Source organism: Pseudomonas rosaeacicularis (genome assembly GCF_057128745.1).
Map to the genome: position 1 here is coordinate 45591 of NZ_JBSKHT010000015.1, position 16917 is coordinate 62507.

General features: G+C 58.9%; 18 protein-coding genes. 8 read left to right on the top strand and 10 right to left on the bottom strand.

Features of this window, described 5'->3' with window-relative positions; genetic code table 11:
* Positions 1 to 34 precede the first annotated feature (34 nt).
* Entirely contained in the window at positions 35 to 955 is a 921-nt protein-coding gene (locus ACWKWM_RS19675; RefSeq protein WP_483847742.1) for a zinc ABC transporter substrate-binding protein, read from the bottom strand.
* A 66-nt stretch (positions 956 to 1021) separates the two neighbouring features.
* Here ACWKWM_RS19675 and ACWKWM_RS19680 point away from each other — a divergent pair, with 66 nt between their 5' ends.
* The 4 genes from ACWKWM_RS19680 to ACWKWM_RS19695 all read left to right on the top strand — a co-directional run bounded on the left by ACWKWM_RS19680 (position 1022) and on the right by ACWKWM_RS19695 (position 3949).
* Positions 1022 to 1504 carry a Fur family transcriptional regulator gene (locus tag ACWKWM_RS19680; RefSeq protein WP_483847743.1) on the top strand — a complete coding sequence of 161 codons (483 nt, stop codon included), beginning with the start codon at positions 1022 to 1024 and terminating at the stop codon, positions 1502 to 1504.
* Positions 1504 to 2304: a zinc ABC transporter ATP-binding protein ZnuC gene (znuC, locus tag ACWKWM_RS19685; protein WP_483847744.1), complete on the top strand. Its 801-nt coding sequence runs from the start codon at positions 1504 to 1506 to the stop codon at positions 2302 to 2304. The genes ACWKWM_RS19680 and znuC overlap by 1 nt, the downstream gene beginning before the upstream one ends.
* Complete coding sequence (gene znuB, locus ACWKWM_RS19690) at positions 2297 to 3079, top strand: zinc ABC transporter permease subunit ZnuB (RefSeq protein WP_483847745.1); 783 nt, start codon at positions 2297 to 2299, stop codon at positions 3077 to 3079. Before znuC ends, znuB begins: the two co-directional genes overlap by 8 nt.
* 156 nt (positions 3080 to 3235) lie before the next feature.
* Complete coding sequence (locus ACWKWM_RS19695; RefSeq protein ID WP_483847746.1) at positions 3236 to 3949, top strand: PA5502 family lipoprotein; 714 nt, start codon at positions 3236 to 3238, stop codon at positions 3947 to 3949.
* Between the two features lie 160 nt (positions 3950 to 4109).
* Here the strand turns inward: ACWKWM_RS19695 and katE are convergent, their stop codons facing one another.
* Positions 4110 to 6269 (bottom strand): catalase HPII, encoded by a 2160-nt coding sequence (katE, locus tag ACWKWM_RS19700; RefSeq protein ID WP_483847747.1) that lies wholly within the window; start codon positions 6267 to 6269, stop codon positions 4110 to 4112.
* Between the two features lie 383 nt (positions 6270 to 6652).
* On the opposite strand from katE, the gene ACWKWM_RS19705 reads away from it, so the two are divergent.
* From ACWKWM_RS19705 to ACWKWM_RS19715, 3 genes are all read left to right on the top strand, one after another.
* Positions 6653 to 7660: a methionine ABC transporter ATP-binding protein gene (locus tag ACWKWM_RS19705; RefSeq protein ID WP_483847748.1), complete on the top strand. Its 1008-nt coding sequence runs from the start codon at positions 6653 to 6655 to the stop codon at positions 7658 to 7660.
* Entirely contained in the window at positions 7660 to 8334 is a 675-nt protein-coding gene (locus ACWKWM_RS19710; RefSeq protein ID WP_483847749.1) for a methionine ABC transporter permease, read from the top strand. The genes ACWKWM_RS19705 and ACWKWM_RS19710 overlap by 1 nt, the downstream gene beginning before the upstream one ends.
* A 70-nt stretch (positions 8335 to 8404) precedes the next feature.
* A complete protein-coding gene (locus ACWKWM_RS19715; RefSeq protein ID WP_483847750.1) occupies positions 8405 to 9178 on the top strand; it encodes a MetQ/NlpA family ABC transporter substrate-binding protein in 774 nt (257 codons plus the stop codon).
* Positions 9179 to 9342: 164 nt separating this feature from the next.
* Here the strand turns inward: ACWKWM_RS19715 and ACWKWM_RS19720 are convergent, their stop codons facing one another.
* From ACWKWM_RS19720 to ACWKWM_RS19740, 5 genes are all read right to left on the bottom strand, one after another.
* Positions 9343 to 9978, bottom strand: a complete 636-nt coding sequence (locus ACWKWM_RS19720) for an SCO family protein (RefSeq protein ID WP_483847751.1) — start codon at positions 9976 to 9978, stop codon at positions 9343 to 9345.
* Entirely contained in the window at positions 9975 to 10874 is a 900-nt protein-coding gene (gene cyoE, locus ACWKWM_RS19725) for a heme o synthase (RefSeq protein ID WP_483847752.1), read from the bottom strand. Before cyoE ends, ACWKWM_RS19720 begins: the two co-directional genes overlap by 4 nt.
* Positions 10875 to 10995: 121 nt before the next feature.
* A complete protein-coding gene (locus ACWKWM_RS19730; RefSeq protein WP_483847753.1) occupies positions 10996 to 12051 on the bottom strand; it encodes a COX15/CtaA family protein in 1056 nt (351 codons plus the stop codon).
* 9 nt (positions 12052 to 12060) lie between these two features.
* Positions 12061 to 12654, bottom strand: coding sequence for a hypothetical protein (locus ACWKWM_RS19735; protein ID WP_483847754.1), 594 nt, complete (start codon positions 12652 to 12654; stop codon positions 12061 to 12063).
* Complete coding sequence (locus ACWKWM_RS19740; RefSeq protein WP_483847755.1) at positions 12620 to 13384, bottom strand: SURF1 family protein; 765 nt, start codon at positions 13382 to 13384, stop codon at positions 12620 to 12622. Before ACWKWM_RS19740 ends, ACWKWM_RS19735 begins: the two co-directional genes overlap by 35 nt.
* A gap of 72 nt (positions 13385 to 13456) precedes the next feature.
* Between ACWKWM_RS19740 and ACWKWM_RS19745 the strand changes: the two genes are divergently transcribed.
* On the top strand, positions 13457 to 13660 hold the full coding sequence (locus ACWKWM_RS19745) for a twin transmembrane helix small protein (protein ID WP_483835322.1): 204 nt from the start codon (positions 13457 to 13459) through the stop codon (positions 13658 to 13660).
* A 28-nt stretch (positions 13661 to 13688) separates the two neighbouring features.
* Here the strand turns inward: ACWKWM_RS19745 and ACWKWM_RS19750 are convergent, their stop codons facing one another.
* The 3 genes from ACWKWM_RS19750 to ctaD are packed head-to-tail and all read right to left on the bottom strand — an operon-like array spanning position 13689 to position 16779.
* Positions 13689 to 14582: a cytochrome c oxidase subunit 3 gene (locus ACWKWM_RS19750; RefSeq protein ID WP_483847756.1), complete on the bottom strand. Its 894-nt coding sequence runs from the start codon at positions 14580 to 14582 to the stop codon at positions 13689 to 13691.
* Positions 14583 to 14611: 29 nt separating this feature from the next.
* The gene (locus ACWKWM_RS19755) at positions 14612 to 15190 is read right to left on the bottom strand and encodes a cytochrome c oxidase assembly protein (RefSeq protein ID WP_483847757.1); all 579 of its coding nucleotides are present in this window, start codon (positions 15188 to 15190) and stop codon (positions 14612 to 14614) included.
* Positions 15187 to 16779 carry a cytochrome c oxidase subunit I gene (gene ctaD / locus ACWKWM_RS19760; protein WP_483847758.1) on the bottom strand — a complete coding sequence of 531 codons (1593 nt, stop codon included), beginning with the start codon at positions 16777 to 16779 and terminating at the stop codon, positions 15187 to 15189. The genes ACWKWM_RS19755 and ctaD overlap by 4 nt, the downstream gene beginning before the upstream one ends.
* Positions 16780 to 16917 lie beyond the last annotated feature (138 nt).

Here is a 16917-nt window from a genome sequence, read left to right on the forward strand (position 1 = left end):
CCACAGGTCACTGGCTCCTACAAAAGCGACAGCGTTACAAACTCTCCAGACATCCCGCCAGATCATCCCCCAGCTTTTGCAGCAGCTGCTCGTAACCCTGAGCCGTCGCGGGGGTGTAGCCACCCAAGCCATCGAGTTCTGCCAGCTTCACCGGCAAACCCGCGCTCAAGGTTTCTGCCAGACGCGGCCGCAGCGGTGGCTCACTGAACACACAGGTCTTACCGAAAGCTGCCAGGCGCTTGCGCATCTCAGCGACGTGTTGCGCGCCAGGCTGCACCTCGCTGCTGACGGTGAACACACCTGCATGCTCCAGCCCATAGGCTTCTTCGAAATAATCGAACGCTTCGTGGAACACGAAATACTTCTTGTCGGCGATGCCAGCGACCCGCGCTTTGATCTTCGTGTCGGTGGCGTCAAGCCGCTCATCGAATGCTTTGACGTTGCTTTGGTAACGCGCTGCGTTGGCCGGGTCCGCCGTGCTCAGGTCCGCGGCCATCTTCGCCGCAATCACCCGCGCATTCACCGATGACAGCCACAGGTGAGCATCAAGACTGCCAGGACGATGATCGTGATCATGCTCGTCGGCATCGCCGTCGTCGTGAGCAGCGCCTGCGGTGAAATGACGCAAATGCATACCCGGCAAGGACTCGACAGGAATGGATGGCTGATTACGGCCTTCGAGTACGCGTGGCAGGAAAGTCTCCATGTCCGGGCCTATCCAGTACAGAAGATCGGCCTCCTTTACCCGCCGTACGTCGGAAGGCCGCAGCGCGTAGTTATGTGGCGACGCCCCCGGCGGCAATAGCACTTCCGGAACCGCGACACCTTCCTGCACAGCAGACGCAATCAGTTGTAGCGGCTTGATGCTGGTCAGCACGCGAACGTCAGCCTGAGCAGTAGAAATGGTCAGGAATCCAAGCAGGGATGCGACAAAAAGCAAAAAAAGTCGGGACACGGTGACCACTCATGAGGGCAGGAACGGGTAACATAATAACGTCTCTCACAAAAGTCGTCGCCGCCCATGCCTAAAACACCGTTGGCCAGTCGCCCCCACGATCACTCTCACTGCGTGCACTCGGCCCTCGCCGAAGCCGACACGCTGTGCGCTGGCAAAGGCCTGCGCCTCACCGCCTTGCGTCGTCGGGTGCTGGAGCTGGTTTGGCAAAGCCATAAACCGTTGGGCGCGTATGACATCCTCGCTGTCCTTAGTGAGGAAGACGGCCGCCGCGCAGCCCCGCCCACCGTTTACCGCGCATTGGACTTCCTGCTGGAAAACGGTCTGGTGCACCGCATCGCGTCGCTCAACGCCTTTGCCGGCTGCAACCACCCCACGCACGCGCATCAGGGCCAGTTCCTTATTTGCCGCGAATGCCACGCGGCTATCGAGCTGCAGCACCCGGTCATCAGCGACGCAATCATCAGCGCAGCCAAAGAAGTAGGCTTTGACGTCGAAACCCAGACCGTCGAAGTGGTCGGGATCTGCACCGGTTGCAAGGCCGCTTGATGAGCGACGCATTGATCCGCTTGAATGACGTCGTCGTGACCCGCGCCGGACAAAGCGTGCTGGAAAACATCCAGTTGAGCGTAAATCCCGGCGAGATCGTGACGCTGATCGGCCCCAACGGTGCGGGCAAGACGACGCTGGTGCGTGCGGTGTTGGGTTTGCTGAAACCGGACTCTGGCACTGTCTGGCGCAAACCGAAGCTGCGCGTTGGCTACATGCCGCAAAAGCTGCACATCGACGCGACGCTACCACTATCGGTATTGCGATTCCTGCGTCTGGTCCCGGGTGTCAGCCGCGCCACCGCGCTGTCGGCATTGGCCGAAGTGGGCGCAGAGAAAGTCATCGACAGCCCGCTACAAGGCATTTCCGGTGGCGAGATGCAGCGCGTGCTGCTGGCTCGCGCTCTATTGCGCAAGCCCGAACTGCTGGTGCTGGACGAGCCGGTGCAAGGCGTTGACGTTGCGGGGCAAGCGGATCTTTATGCGCTGATCACCCGACTTCGGGACCGCCACCAATGTGGCGTGCTGATGGTGTCTCATGACTTGCATTTGGTCATGAGCACCACCGATCAAGTGGTCTGCCTCAATCGCCACGTCTGCTGCTCGGGTCATCCGGAGCAAGTGAGCAACGATCCGGCATTCGTCGAGCTGTTCGGCCAGAACGCACCGAGCCTGGCGATTTATCACCATCATCACGATCACGCCCACGATCTGCACGGCGAAGTGTGCGCTGCCGCGCCCGCGACGAAACCCGATCATAACCACGACCACGCACACGGAGATGGCTGCAAGCATGGCTGATTTTCTTCTGTACGCCTTGCTCGCAGGCCTTGCGTTGGCAGTGGTAGCGGGGCCGTTAGGCTCGTTCGTGGTGTGGCGACGCATGGCTTATTTTGGCGACACCCTTTCCCACGCCGCGCTGCTTGGCGTAGCGATGGGATTTCTGCTGGACGTCAGCCCGGCTATTGCGGTGACGGTAGGCTGCTTATTGCTGGCCGTGCTGCTGGTCACGTTGCAACAGCGTCAGCCACTGGCGTCGGACACCCTGCTGGGGATTCTCGCACCGAGCACCTTGTCTCTGGGCCTGGTTGTGCTGAGTTTCATGCGTGATGTGCGCATTGATCTGATGGGTTATCTGTTTGGCGACCTGCTGGCCATCAGCCCGACCGACCTGGCGTGGATTCTCGGCGGAAGCGCGGCGGTACTGGTCCTCATTACGGCGCTATGGCGCCCGCTGCTGGCGATCACCGTGCATGAAGAGCTAGCGACGGTCGAAGGTCTGCCAGTCGCTGCGCTGCGCATGACGCTGATGCTGCTGATTGCCGTGGTGATCGCCGTCGCGATGAAAATCGTCGGTGTGCTGCTGATTACTTCCCTGCTGATCATTCCGGCCGCTGCGGCACAGCGTCACGCCCGTTCGCCTGAACAAATGGCCGTCGGGGCCAGCCTTATTGGCATCATTGCGGTCTGCGGCGGGCTGGCAATGTCGTGGTTCAAAGACACACCGGCAGGACCGTCGATCGTGGTCTCAGCGGCTGCGCTGTTCCTGCTGAGTTTCGTTTTACCCAAGCGGTAGAACCTTGTGCTGGAAGAACAGTCATACTCGGCGATAATAAATGGCGGCAATGTGCAATGACGGTTGCGCCGCCGTCACGCAGTGATCCGTTGTTTTCGGTGCAAGGCACTTATGTGTAGACTTGCTCGTTTTTTGCGCAAATAGAGAATCGCAGGAATGAAGCCGTACGCATCCCGTTATCTGCTGCTTGCTGCATTTACCTTTCTGTTGGCAGCTTGCCAAAACAAGCCCGTCGAGGCGCCCGTTCCGGTTGCGCCGCCTGACGCCTATCAACAGCTCGAGAAAAACATTGCCAGCAGCGAGCTGGCAACCGCCGAAGACCAATTGGCGGCCCTGCAAACGAAAGAACCCGATGATCCGCGTCTGGAGCAGTACCAGCGTGAATTGGCCGAGGCTTATTTGAGCCGTAGCCAGATCGTGCTGCAAAAAGGTGACGTCAATGCCGCCGCCACCGCACTAAGCCGTGCTCGCGCCCTGATGCCCAAGGCACCTGCTCTGACCAGCGGGGTGAATGGCGCCATCGCCAATGCGCGCAAAGCCGAGCTTGAGAAAGCAGAAGCAGAGCTTAAAGCGGCTGAAGCCAAACGAATCGCGAAAGTGATCGATCCATCGGCTGAAAGCACAACAATTGAGTTGAAGCTCGACGATATGAAGCTGCTGCGTCGTCAACTGAACGACATCGCTGCCGACACGACTGCATTCAATTGCGAAGTCGTGTTGCAGGTACCGCGTGTCGATGATTACCCGTGGCTGGCAACGCTGATCCACAAGCGTGTGACCAGAATCAATCCGGACTTCGAGCTTCAGCTACGTCGCCAGATTGAGAAGGGGGAGCCAGCTCAGGTCATTCTGAAACCCGCACAGCTCTGATCTAAGGCCAACAAAAAAGGCGCTGTCCTCACGGGCAGCGCCTTTTTTTATTTTAACCACAACCCTGTAGGAGCGAATTTATTCGCGAGCCGGTGTGCCTGAAACACCGCGCCCATCGCTCGCCAACAAGTTGGCTCCTACAGAACGAGCAGCAGGCTCTTTAGGCAGGAACAGCCTTGGCCTTAGGCTCACGCGCCCAGACCCGGTGCTGCTTCATTGCTTCGAAGAAGGCATCGAACGATTTGCTGTCCGACACTGCCAACAGACCGGCATCTTCTTCGAGACGCAGCAGAGTGATCAACTCCTTGGCCTCACCGCTGAACGAGATGGCCTTCAAGTGCTTATAGGCTTCCAGCACATAGTGAAGCGCCACGCCGTCGCCGCTCAACGCCTTGATCGACGCCGCGCCACCCGGGATAAACACCGCATCGAAAGCCACCGATGGCAGGCCTTCTTGGGAGGCGTCTACTGGCAGCGATTTCCCGCCAGCAGTCTTCACAGGTGCTGATGTCGGACCCAGCACCTTGGCGTGAGCGCCTTGGGCTTCGACCGCGGCCTTCATGGCTGCAACCGCCTTATCGTCCACGCCGTCTGCTACCAGAATCGCCACTTTGCGCGACGAGATGTCAGCAGGGAGCAGGTTCGCCTGGCTCAGCAACGGAGAGTTATCCACCGTCGCTTTGGTTGCCTTGCGCGCAGGAACAGTTCCGGCCTTCGGTGCAGGCAAACCAAGGTTGGCAGCTACACGTGAAGCCAGCTCAAGGTCGATGTTCGCCAGAATCTCGTTTACCTGACGCTCGCGGATGTACTCACGCTCCACCTTGCCCAACTCGAAGCTGTACGCCGCGATGATGTGCTCTTTCTCGTGGTGCGCCATGCTGTTGAAAAACAGCGTGGCTTGGGAGAAGTGATCGCCAAACGACTCACTGCGCTCACGAACCTTGTGCGCTTCAACACGCTCTGGGTACGTCTCGAAACCGCCATCAATCGGAGCCGATGGCGTTTCTTTCGGCCAGCCGCCATCAATCGAGTTCGGCTCGTAGGAAGCGCGACCCTTGTCGATAGTGGTGCGGTGTTGAGCATCGCGCTGGTTGCTGTGGTTGGGCGCAACCGGGCGGTTAACCGGGATTTCGTGGAAATTCGGCCCGCCCAGACGGCTGATCTGCGTATCGGTGTACGAGAACAGACGGCCCTGCAGCAGTGGGTCGTTCGAGAAATCGATGCCTGGCACGACGTGGCCCGGGCAGAACGCAACCTGCTCGGTCTCGGCGAAGTAGTTGTCCACGTTACGGTTGAGCACCATTTTGCCCAGCGGCGTCACAGGCACCAGCTCTTCCGGGATGATCTTGGTTGGGTCAAGCAGGTCGAAGTCGAAGTTGTGCTCGTCTTCTTCGGAAACCAGCTGAACGCCCAATTCCCATTCCGGGTAATCGCCCATCTCGATGGATTCGGACAAATCGCGGCGGTGGAAGTCGGTATCTTTACCGGCCAGCTTCTGTGCCTCGTCCCACACCAGCGAACAAGTGCCGTACTTTGGCTTCCAGTGAAACTTGGCGAAGGTGGATTTACCCTCGGCATTGATCAGGCGGAACGTGTGGATACCAAAACCCTGCATGCTGCGCAGGCTTTTCGGAATCGCCCGGTCAGACATGGTCCACAGCACCATGTGCGCGGACTCAGGTACCAGCGATACAAAATCCCAGAACGTGTCGTGGGCTGAACCGCCGGTGGGGATTTCGTTGTGCGGCTCAGGTTTCACCGCATGCACGAAGTCCGGAAACTTGATGGCGTCCTGAATGAAAAACACCGGCATGTTGTTGCCGACCAAGTCGTAGTTGCCTTCGTCGGTGTAGAACTTGACTGCGAAACCACGCACGTCACGCACCGTATCGCCCGAGCCGCGGGGGCCTTGAACGGTGGAGAAACGCACGAACACCGGGGTCTTCTTGCCCGGATCGCGCAGAAATTCTGCTTTGCTCAATGCGCTATGGTTTTCGTAGGTCTGGAAATAACCATGGGCACCCACACCGCGTGCGTGAACGATGCGCTCTGGAATGCGCTCATGGTCAAAATGCGTGATCTTTTCACGCATGATGAAGTCTTCGAGCAGCGACGGGCCGCGCGCGCCGACTTTCAGCGTGTTCTGGTTGTCAGAGACTTTTACGCCCTGGTTGGTGCGCAGAGCCTGACCGGTTGCGTCAGAACGAAACTGCTCCAGACTGTCGAGCTTGGCGTTTGTATTCCCTTTGTCCAGGGTGTCGGCACCTGCCAGCTCACTGGTCTTGCCATCAGGGGTATTCGTAGGTTTGTTCGTAGCCATCAGACAGAATCTCCTCGGTTCGGACGGCCCACTTGAATGAAAAGCGAGTGGGCTCTGTAAGCAAGAAATCTCCCCGGAAAAGGCACGGGGAAATAACGACGCTTATGTAATGACTGGCGAGCGAAATGGCCGTTCCGTGTTTTTTCTTACCTTTGGTCCACCTTTCCTGTCGCCCTTGAATGAAATGGCGTTATTACCGTTTGGCAGATCAGTCATGAAATAAATGCTAAGAACGCTGGGCCCAATCCCGGTTGGACAGGCTAAAATGCGCGCCCGGTTTATCCAGCCGAGGCGACAGTAACCAGCAATGGCATCGCCCCAGCAGCCGACCCGCGCCCTGCCCGTCGGCTGATTTTTTACCGCGCCCCCACAAGGTTCGCTACGTGATCGAGTTTCATAACGTCCATAAAACCTATCGGGTCGCCGGCAGGGAAATTCCCGCCCTGCACCCGACCTCCCTTCGCGTCGAGAACGGCCAGGTCTTCGGCCTGATCGGCCATTCCGGCGCGGGCAAAAGCACTCTGCTGCGCCTGATCAATCGCCTTGAAGCGCCAAGCGGCGGCACGATCCTGGTCGATGATGAAGACGTCACCGCACTGGACGCCGACGGCCTGCGCCGCTTTCGCCGTCAGGTCGGGATGATCTTTCAGCACTTCAATCTGCTGTCTTCCAAAACCGTGGCCGACAACGTTGCCATGCCGCTGACGCTGGCCGGTGACATGTCCACCGCGCAGATCAATCAGCGAGTGGCCGAGCTGCTGGAGCGGGTAGGCCTTTCGGATCACGCCAAGAAGTATCCGTCGCAGCTTTCCGGCGGTCAGAAGCAGCGCGTCGGTATTGCCCGCGCACTGGCGACCAAGCCGAAGATTCTGCTGTGCGACGAAGCCACTAGCGCGCTCGACCCGCAAACCACGGCGTCTGTGCTGCAATTGCTGGCCGAGATCAATCGCGAGCTGAAGCTGACCATCGTGCTGATCACCCATGAAATGGACGTGATCCGCCGGGTCTGTGATCAAGTGGCGGTGATGGACGCAGGCGTGATCGTCGAGCAAGGCGCGGTGGCGGATGTGTTCCTGCATCCCAAGCATCCGACTACCAAACGCTTCGTCCAGGAGGACGAGCAAGTTGATGAGAACGAGCAGCGTAACGACTTTGCCAATGTGCAGGGACGTATCGTGCGTCTGACGTTCCAGGGCGAAGCGACCTACGCGCCGCTGCTGGGCACGGTGGCGCGCGAAACAGGCGTGGACTACAGCATCCTCGCCGGTCGCATCGATCGCATCAAAGACACCCCCTATGGGCAGTTGACGCTCGCCATTACCGGCGGCGACATGGACGCCGCGTTTGCACGCTTCACCGCGGCTGACGTTCACATGGAGGTGCTGCGCTGATGGACGCTTTCCTCAATCTGTTTTCGAATGTCGACTGGTACGAAATCTGGGTTGCCACGGGCGACACCCTGATCATGCTCGGCGTATCCCTGGCCTTCACGATCCTGCTCGGGCTGCCGCTGGGCGTGCTGATGTTCCTCACCTCGCCGCGTCAGTTGCTGGAGAACAAGCCGCTGTATGCAACGGTCGGTTTGATCGTGAACATGCTGCGCGCGCTGCCGTTCATCATTTTGCTGATCGTGATGATGCCGTTGACCGAAGTCATCACTGGTACGTCGCTGGGGATTCTCGGCACCTTGCCACCGTTGATTGCTGGGGCCACGCCGTTCTTTGCTCGCCTGGTGGAAACCGCGCTGCGCGAAGTGGATCGTGGGATTATCGAAGCCACGCAGGCCATGGGCGCAACGACGCGGCAGATCATCGTCAAGGCGCTGTTGCCTGAGGCGCGTCCGGGTATTTTGGCGGCGGTTACCGTCACCGCTATTGCGCTGGTGTCCTTCACCGCGATGGCCGGTGCGGTGGGCGCGGGCGGGCTGGGCGACCTGGCCATTCGTTACGGTTACCAGCGCTTCCAGAACGATGTGATGTTTGTGACGGTCGTATTGCTGCTGGTGCTGGTGCAGATCCTGCAAACCGTTGGCGACAAGCTTGTCGCCCACTTCTCACACCGTTAACAGAATTGGCCGATTGCTGATCGGCAAATGCACGCTGTATTTCTATGGCGTGCATTCAAGGAGTAGACGCATGAAAAAGCTTTTGGCAGCCTTCGCCGCCGTTGTTGCCCTGTCGGCCCACGCCGATGAAACAGTGACCGTCGCGGCTTCCGCTGTGCCCCACGCCGAGATTCTCGAGTTCGTTAAACCGATGCTCGCCAAAGAAGGCGTGACGCTGAATATCAAAGTCTTCAACGATTACGTGCAGCCCAACGTGCAGGTCGATCAGAAGCGCATGGACGCCAACTTCTTCCAGCATCAGCCGTACCTGGATGAGTTCAACAAAGGTAAGGGCACGACGCTGGTGAGTGTCGGCAAGGTTCATGTCGAGCCGTTCGGTGCGTACTCAGACAAGCTCAAGAGCCTGGCAGAACTTCCTGACGGCGCGACCATCGCTATGCCCAACGATGCGACCAACGAAGGACGTGCTTTCTTGCTGCTGGCAAAGGCCGGGCTGATCACACTGAAAGATCCGAGCAACATTCTGTCGACGCCGCGTGATGTGGATCAGAACCCGAAAAACCTGAAATTCCGTGAACTGGAAGCCGCGACTTTGCCGCGCGTGCTGACTCAGGTGGACCTGGCGCTGATCAACACCAACTACGCGCTGGCGGCCAAGCTCGATCCGACCAAGGATGCGCTGGTGATCGAAGGCGCTGAATCGCCGTACGCCAACATCCTGGTCACCCGCGAAGACAACAAAGACGCCCCCGCTATCCAGAAATTGGTCGCCGCGCTGCACAGCCCGGAGACCAAGGCGTTCATCCTGGAGAAATACAAAGGCGCGGTGGTTCCGGCGTTTTGATTTGATGAACGCAGGCCTGCTTTTCTTGGCGTGACGCCCCTGCCAAACGCAAACCAATTTGTAGGAGCTGACGACCAGCGGGAGGCTGCGATGCGGTGTGTCAGGCAAGCCGTAATCGTAGCCTCCCGCTGGTCGTCAGCTCCTACATGAATCAATAGCGTGTGCTACTTCCTCTCAACCAACCCCGGCAGCTGCGCCACCAGCTTCTGGTTGTTCAGCGGCGCACGGATGAACCCTCGCTGTGTACCGTCGGGGCCGAGCAGGGCGAGGTTGCCGCTGTGATCAACGGTGTAGTTGGGCTTGCTCGTGTCGGCGGGGATGTACGGAATGCTCACCGCATTGGCGATCTTCTGCAGATCGCTCACTGAGGATGCCGTCAACCCAACGAACGTCTTATCGAAATACCCCAAATAGGTCTTCAGTTGCTGCGGCGTATCCCGATTCGGGTCGACGCTCACCAGCACGATCCTTAGTTTTTCGGCGGCCTCTTTGGGCAACTCACTCTTGATCTGGCGCAGCTGGGCGAGGGTGGTCGGGCAGATGTCGGGGCAGAAGGTGTAGCCGAAAAACAGCAGCGTCCATTTATCTTTCAGCTCATCCATGACCACCGGTTGGCCGTCCTGATCGATCATTTTCAGGTCCGGCAAATCGCGGCTTTGCGGCAGCAGGATCACGCCGGCATCTATCAACGCGGTTTGATCGCCCTGGCCTTTGCCAGAGAGCACTCGGTTGACCGTCAGGCCTAGAATCAACGCGATGATGGCGACAAGGATGAAAACGGTTTTCTGGGTTCGGGTCATAAATTCAACAACAAGTAGTGATCTACGAGCAGCGCGATGAACAGCAGGAACAAGTAGTAAATCGAGAACTTGAACGTATTGATCGCGGCATGCGGCCGGGTGTCACGGTACAACACGGCGGTCCAATACAGAAACCTCGCGCCCAGCCCCAGCGCGCACGCCAGGTAGAGCACCCCGCTCATGTGAATGACGTAGGGCATTAGGCTCACGGCCAGCAACACGAGGGTGTAAAGCACGATGTGGACTTTGGTGTAGTGCTCGCCATGGGTCACCGGCAACATCGGGATGTCGGCCTTGGCGTACTCGTCCTTGCGGTGAATCGCTAGCGACCAAAAGTGTGGCGGGGTCCAGGCGAAGATGATCAGCATCAACAGCAGCGGCTCGGCGGTAACGTGCCCAGTCACGGCGACCCAACCCAGCAAAGGGGGCGCAGCGCCGGCAAGGCCTCCGATGACAATGTTCTGCGGCGTCGCGCGCTTTAGAAATCCGGTGTAAATCACGGCATAGCCCAGCAGCGAAGCCAGGGTCAACCAAGCGGCGAGTGCATTGGTGAATGCCAGCAACAGCGCTTGTCCACTGATCGCCAGCAACAGCGCAAAGGTCAGCGCGGCGGCAGGGGACACGCGGCCTTGAGCAATAGGGCGTTTGTGAGTACGCGCCATTAACGCATCGATCTTGCGATCCACAACATGATTGACCACCGCCGCGCCGCCCGCGCACAGGGCGATGCCCAGATTGCCGAACACCAAGACCTCCCACGCCACACCCGCCCGCGTGGCCAGGAACATCCCGACCAGCGAGGTGATCAGCATGAGTACCAAGACTTTGGGTTTGGTCAGTTCAAGATAGTCACGCCATACGCCTTGTACATGGCGGCTGACAATCAAACTGCTCATCAACGACATCTCCTGTTAATCGCACGCCCCCTGTAGGAGCGAACTTGTTCGCGAGAGGTCCTGCCTGAAACACCGCGTCGTCACGCTCGCCAACAAGTTGGCTCCTACAGGTTTGGTGTCATCACCGATGCGGACCCAGGTGCAACATCATGTTCGCGTAATGCCAGAAGCTCGGCGCGCGTTTGGTGGCAACGACTCGCACCGCCCGCACCCGATAATTGATCAACGTCATCGTCAGCATCAACGCCGCGCCGCCTGCGTTATGCGCCACGGCTACCCCGAGCGGCAGGTGAAAAATCACGTTGCTCAGGCCCAGCGCAATCTGCATCCCGAGCGCCAGCAACAACAAACCGGCCATGCCCCTAAGTCCCTCACGACTGAGTCGCCAAGCCAGCGCCAGCAAAGAAAACGTCACCAGCAGTGCGCCGATACGATGGGTCAGGTGAATGGCCGTTCGCGCATCGCTGTCCAATTGCCCGCCAAGATAATTCGGCCCGATGTGCTGGGTCAGGTGAAAGCCGTTGGTGAAATCGGTGTTGGGCAACCACTGGCCGTGGCAGGTGGGCAAATCCGTGCACGCCAACGCTGCGTAGTTGGAACTTACCCAACCCCCCAGCGCGATCTGTAGCACCACCAACGCCAGACCCGCCGCTGCCATGCGACGCAACCTTGGCGGCAACTGCGGTAGCACCTCGAATTGGCCACTCAAACGAAGCGTCAGCACAAACAGCAAGCTCAGCGTCATCACGCCGCCTAGCAAATGCGCCGTGACTACTTGCGGCCACAGCCTGAGCGTCACTGTCCACATGCCGAACGCCGCTTGCACGAACACCACACCGAGCAGCATCAGCGGCAAACGAACGGGCTGACCGATGATGTGCCGACGATGCCAAGCGTGCACGCCCAACATCATGATCATCAACGACAGCCCGCCCGCGAAATAGCGATGGACCATTTCGTTGCGGCCCTTGTGTGCCTCAACTGGCGAATCCGGAAAGCGCACGCCGGCATACACCAGTTGCACGTCGGTTTTCGGCACGCTGATGAAGCCGTAACACCCCGGCCAGTCGGGGCAGCCAAGCCCTGCGTGGGTCAGGCGGGTGTAGGCGCCGAGCAGAATGACGACAAGGGCCAACCCTGTGGCCAGCAGCGCGAGACGAAATCCGGGCTTGGTCATCTTGACCCCCTATCCGATGTTCGACAGTTTCAGCAGCTGACGCAGATCGTTGAGCAAGTCTTTGCCGTTCACCTCAGCGCCGTAGCGCAGTACAAGGTTGCCGTGGGGGTCGACAATCCACAGTTGCGGCAGATCAATGCCCGGCGCGGCGCGTTGATAGCGCTTCAGATCCAGTGAATAGCGCTGCAACTGCGGGTACTCGCGGGTGAGCCTGGCGTCGTAATCAGGGCTCAACGGTTGAGTGGTGCTGATCGCATGGCTGGCGCGTGAAGCATCCCGGCCCAGGCCGATCTGTATCTGCCGCGCCAGGTAAACCAGTTGCTGGCAGTCGGCGTCGCATTCAGTGGGGGCCGTCACTAGCAGCTGCCAGCGTTTCTCGTCGGACTGAACGCCCAGCTCTGCGCGGGTTTCACCGTTGCCGATGAGTTCGCCATGAAAGCTGCGGTTGTCCGGCACCCAGAACTTGAACTTGTACATGCTGGTGGCGAGGATCATCGGCCCGACCGCCACCAACAGCACCAACATCAGCTGCATTCGTCCTTTACTGCGACGCTTGGGCGAGGGATTTTCAGACGTGCTGGTGGGGCTCATGGCTGTTCCCATGGGGGTGCTCCTCTTTCTTATTGTTCTTGCTGCCTTTGGTGTTGTTCCAGCCCAGATACAGATAAAGCCCGACCAGCGCCGTCGACATGGCAAACCACTGCACGGCGTAGCCAAGATGTTTTTCGGGGCCCATGGCGACGACCGGCCAATCCAGTCGATACGCTGCCGGGCCAGGCTCCAGACGCAGTTCATGAGCAAAACCTTCGCGGCCCATTTCGCTCCAGACCTTCGCCGGATCAATCGCCGTGATGAGTTTCGGCCAGGTGCCGCTTTGCGCATCCGGGTGCAGCTGGAACGTGGCACCGGGTGCCATGTAAACCCAGGCGTCCAGACTCAGCGGTTCAGCGGGCGTATCGAAAGCGGGCGGGGTACGTCGGTCAGGCCATAGCAGCCAGCCACGATTGACCATCAGCCACAGGCCGCTGACCTGATCGTGAAACGGCTGTATCAGCTCCACCCCGGCCTTGCCTTCGCGAGTGCTGTTGTCGAGCAAAAAGCTGTGATCGGTATCGAAAGTGCCGCGCAGTTCTACCCGGCGATAAGCAGGGTCGGCAGTCGTGGGCAACAGTTCGGCGGACACCGCAGGTGCAGCGCGGCGCTCGGCGTAAGTGGCGAGCAGGACGCGCTTTTCTTCGCCCCGGCTCAACTGCCAGAACCCCAGCGACACAAACAGCGGCAGCATGGCCAACACCACCAGCGTCGGCGCAATACCGGGCCGGAAGCGCTTCATCAGGCGCCCCGAATTTGCTGACGAGCCACACCTATACTCCGTTGCATAGCGTTTGCTCCTGGAGTTGCCCCCATGCTCAAAGCGGCGATTGTTTTTATGCTGATTGCCACCGTGATCAGCCTGTTCAGCGGCCTGTTTTTTCTGGTCAAGGACGAAGCGTCATCGACCCGTCTGCTCAAAGCCCTGACCGTACGCGTCTGCTGCGCCGCCATTACCCTGGGGCTGATTACCTACGGGTTTTACAGCGGGGAATTGGTGACGCATGTGCCGTGGTGATTGCACTCATCAATCACCGTAGGAGCGCTTAAAGCACATAAACGAACACAAACAACCCCACCCACACCACGTCCACAAAATGCCAATACCAGCTCGCGGCCTCGAAGCCGAACTGATGTTCAGCATCGAAATGCCCGCGCAAAACACGCATCAGCATCACAAACAAAATGATCGTGCCGATCGTCACATGAGCGCCGTGAAACCCGGTGAGCATGAAGAATGTCGCGCCATAAATGCCCGAACCTAAAGTCAAGCCCAGCTCGGTGTAGGCGTGGTGATATTCCTCGACTTGCAGCGTGAGAAAGCTGAGGCCTAGCAGGATGGTCAGCGCAAGCCACAGCTTGAGCGTGCCGCGATGGCCCTTCTTCAGGGCGTGATGCGCAAGGGTCACGGTGACGCTGGAACTGACCAGCAGGACCGTGTTGATCAGCGGCAACACCCACGGGTCGATGATCCCTTTGGGCGCTGGAAACAGCTTCGGATCAGGCGTGTTCAGCAACGGCCAGGTGTACTGAAAATTCGGCCAGAGCATGTGCGCGATGCCCTTTGAGCCCTCACCGCCCAGCCATGGTCCCGCCCACGTCCGCACGTAAAAAAGCGCGCCGAAGAACGCTACAAAAAACATCACCTCCGAAAAGATGAACCAGCTCATGCCCCAGCGAAATGAGCGGTCCATCTGCGCGCTGTACAGTCCCGCGCGACCTTCTTTGATCACAGTGCTGAACCAGCCGAACATCATGTACGCGACCAGCAGCCCGCCCACCATGAAGATCCAAGGCCCATGGGAATCCGGGCGCGCGGCTTTCATGTCGTTGAACCAGGTCGCCAGCCCGAACATTGTCACCAGCATCCCGACCGTGGCGATGATCGGCCATTTGCTCTGCGCCGGAACGTAGTAATGCTCATGCAGGGGCGTTGCCATTTCTGGTTCTCCTTCTCGGACGCGCGGGCCTAGCCGCCGGTTTTTCCTGCAATGGGCGTGACGGTTGCGACGTGCGCAACGGGCGGCATGCGAGCGGTGATATCGAACAGTGTGTAAGCGAGCGTCAGGTGCTTCACATCGCTGGGCAGGTCGCGATCAACGATGAAGCGCACCGGCATTTCAATGCGCTCGCCCGGTTGCAGCATTTGCTGGGTGAAGCAAAAGCATTCGGTCTTGTGGAAATACACAGCGGCAGTGCTTGGCGAAATACTCGGAACGGCTTGAGCGGTCATTGGCTTGTCGGTGGGGTTTTGGGCGACGAACAGCATTTCGTTGACCGCGCCAGGGTGCACGTTCAGTTCATCAGCCTTGGGATAAAAACCCCAGGACATGTCCGCAGAATTGGTGGACAAAAACTGCACCCGTACCTGCCGGCTCTGGTCGACGACCTGGGTTTGCTTGTACTGATCGCCAGTCTTGCCGTTGATCCCTAGCGCCTTGCACATCACGTCGTACAGTGGCACCAGCGCAAATCCAAAGGCAAACATCACCACCACCGCGATCAATAGGCGCAGGACAAGGGGGCGATTGGGTCCTGCGATGTTCATTTCAACTCCGGCGGCGTGACGAAGGTGTGATACGGCGCAGGCGAGGGCACTGTCCACTCCAGGCCGTCGGCGCCGTCCCAGGGTTTGGCGGGTGCAGGCGCGCCACCGCGAATAGTCTTGATCACGATGAACAGGAAGAAGATCTGCGTCGCGCCAAAGGTGAACGCGCCAATCGAAGACACCATGTTGAAATCGGCAAATTGCAGGTTGTAGTCCGGCACCCGACGCGGCATGCCGGCCAGTCCTACAAAGTGCATCGGAAAGAAGGTCATGTTCATGCCAACGAACGACAGCCAGAAATGCAGCTTGCCCAAGGTTTCGTCGTACATGTGGCCGGTCCATTTCGGCAGCCAGTAATACGCCGATGCAAAGATGCCGAAGATCGCCCCCGGCACCAGCACGTAGTGAAAATGCGCGACCACAAAATAGGTGTCCTGATACTGGAAGTCGGCAGGGGCGATGGCCAGCATCAGCCCGGAGAAGCCGCCTATGGTGAACAGAATCACAAACGCCACGGCAAACAGCATCGGCGTCTCGAAGGTCAGCTCTCCCTGCCACATCGTGCTGACCCAGTTGAAAACTTTCACGCCAGTGGGCACCGCAATCAGCATCGTGGCGTACATGAAGAACAACTCGCCCACCAACGGGATCCCCACCACAAACATGTGATGCACCCAGACGATGAACGACAAAAACGCGATGCTGGCCGTGGCATACACCATCGACGTGTAGCCAAACAGCGGTTTGCGCGAAAACGCAGGGATAATCGAACTAACTGCGCCGAATGCCGGCAGGATCATGATGTACACCTCGGGATGCCCGAAGAACCAGAACACATGCTGGAACAGCACCGGATCACCTCCGCCTGCCGCATTGAAAAAGCTGGTGCCGAAATGGATGTCCATCAGCATCATCGTCACGCACCCCGCCAGCACCGGCATCACTGCGATCAACAGGAATGCGGTGATCAACCAGGTCCAGACGAACAGCGGCATTTTCATCAGGGTCATGCCCGGAGCGCGCAGATTGAGGATGGTAGCGATGACGTTGATCGCGCCCATGATCGAGCTGATGCCCATCAGGTGAATGGCGAAAATGAAGAAGGTCACGCTCTCCGGCGCGTAAGTCGTGGATAACGGCGCGTAAAACGTCCAGCCAAAGTTAGGGCCGCCGCCGGGCGAGAAGAGCGTCGATACCAGCAATAGAAACGCTGCTGGCAATAGCCAGAAACTGAAGTTGTTCATGCGCGGCAACGCCATGTCGGGCGCGCCGATCATCAGCGGGATCATCCAGTTCGCCAGGCCGACGAAAGCAGGCATCACGGCGCCAAAGACCATCACCAGACCGTGCATGGTGGTCATCTGGTTGAAGAACGCCGGCTCGACGATTTGCAGCCCCGGCTGGAACAGCTCAGCACGGATCACCATGGCAAACGAGCCGCCGAGCAGGAACATGCAGAAGCTGAACCACAGGTACAGCGTGCCGATGTCTTTGTGGTTGGTGGTCAGCACCCAACGCATCAGGCCCTTGGCCGGACCGTGCGCGTGCGCAGCGCCTGCGTGGCCATGGTCGTCAATCACTGCGCTCATGTTCTGTCTCCTGCGAAAGAGCAAGGGGGATAGAAATTTGGGGGACTGAACCACAACCTGTTGGAGCGAGGCTTGCCCGCGAAGAGGTCAGGACGTGCGATGCATTCCTCGTGGTCGAGACAAAGCTTCGCAGGCAAG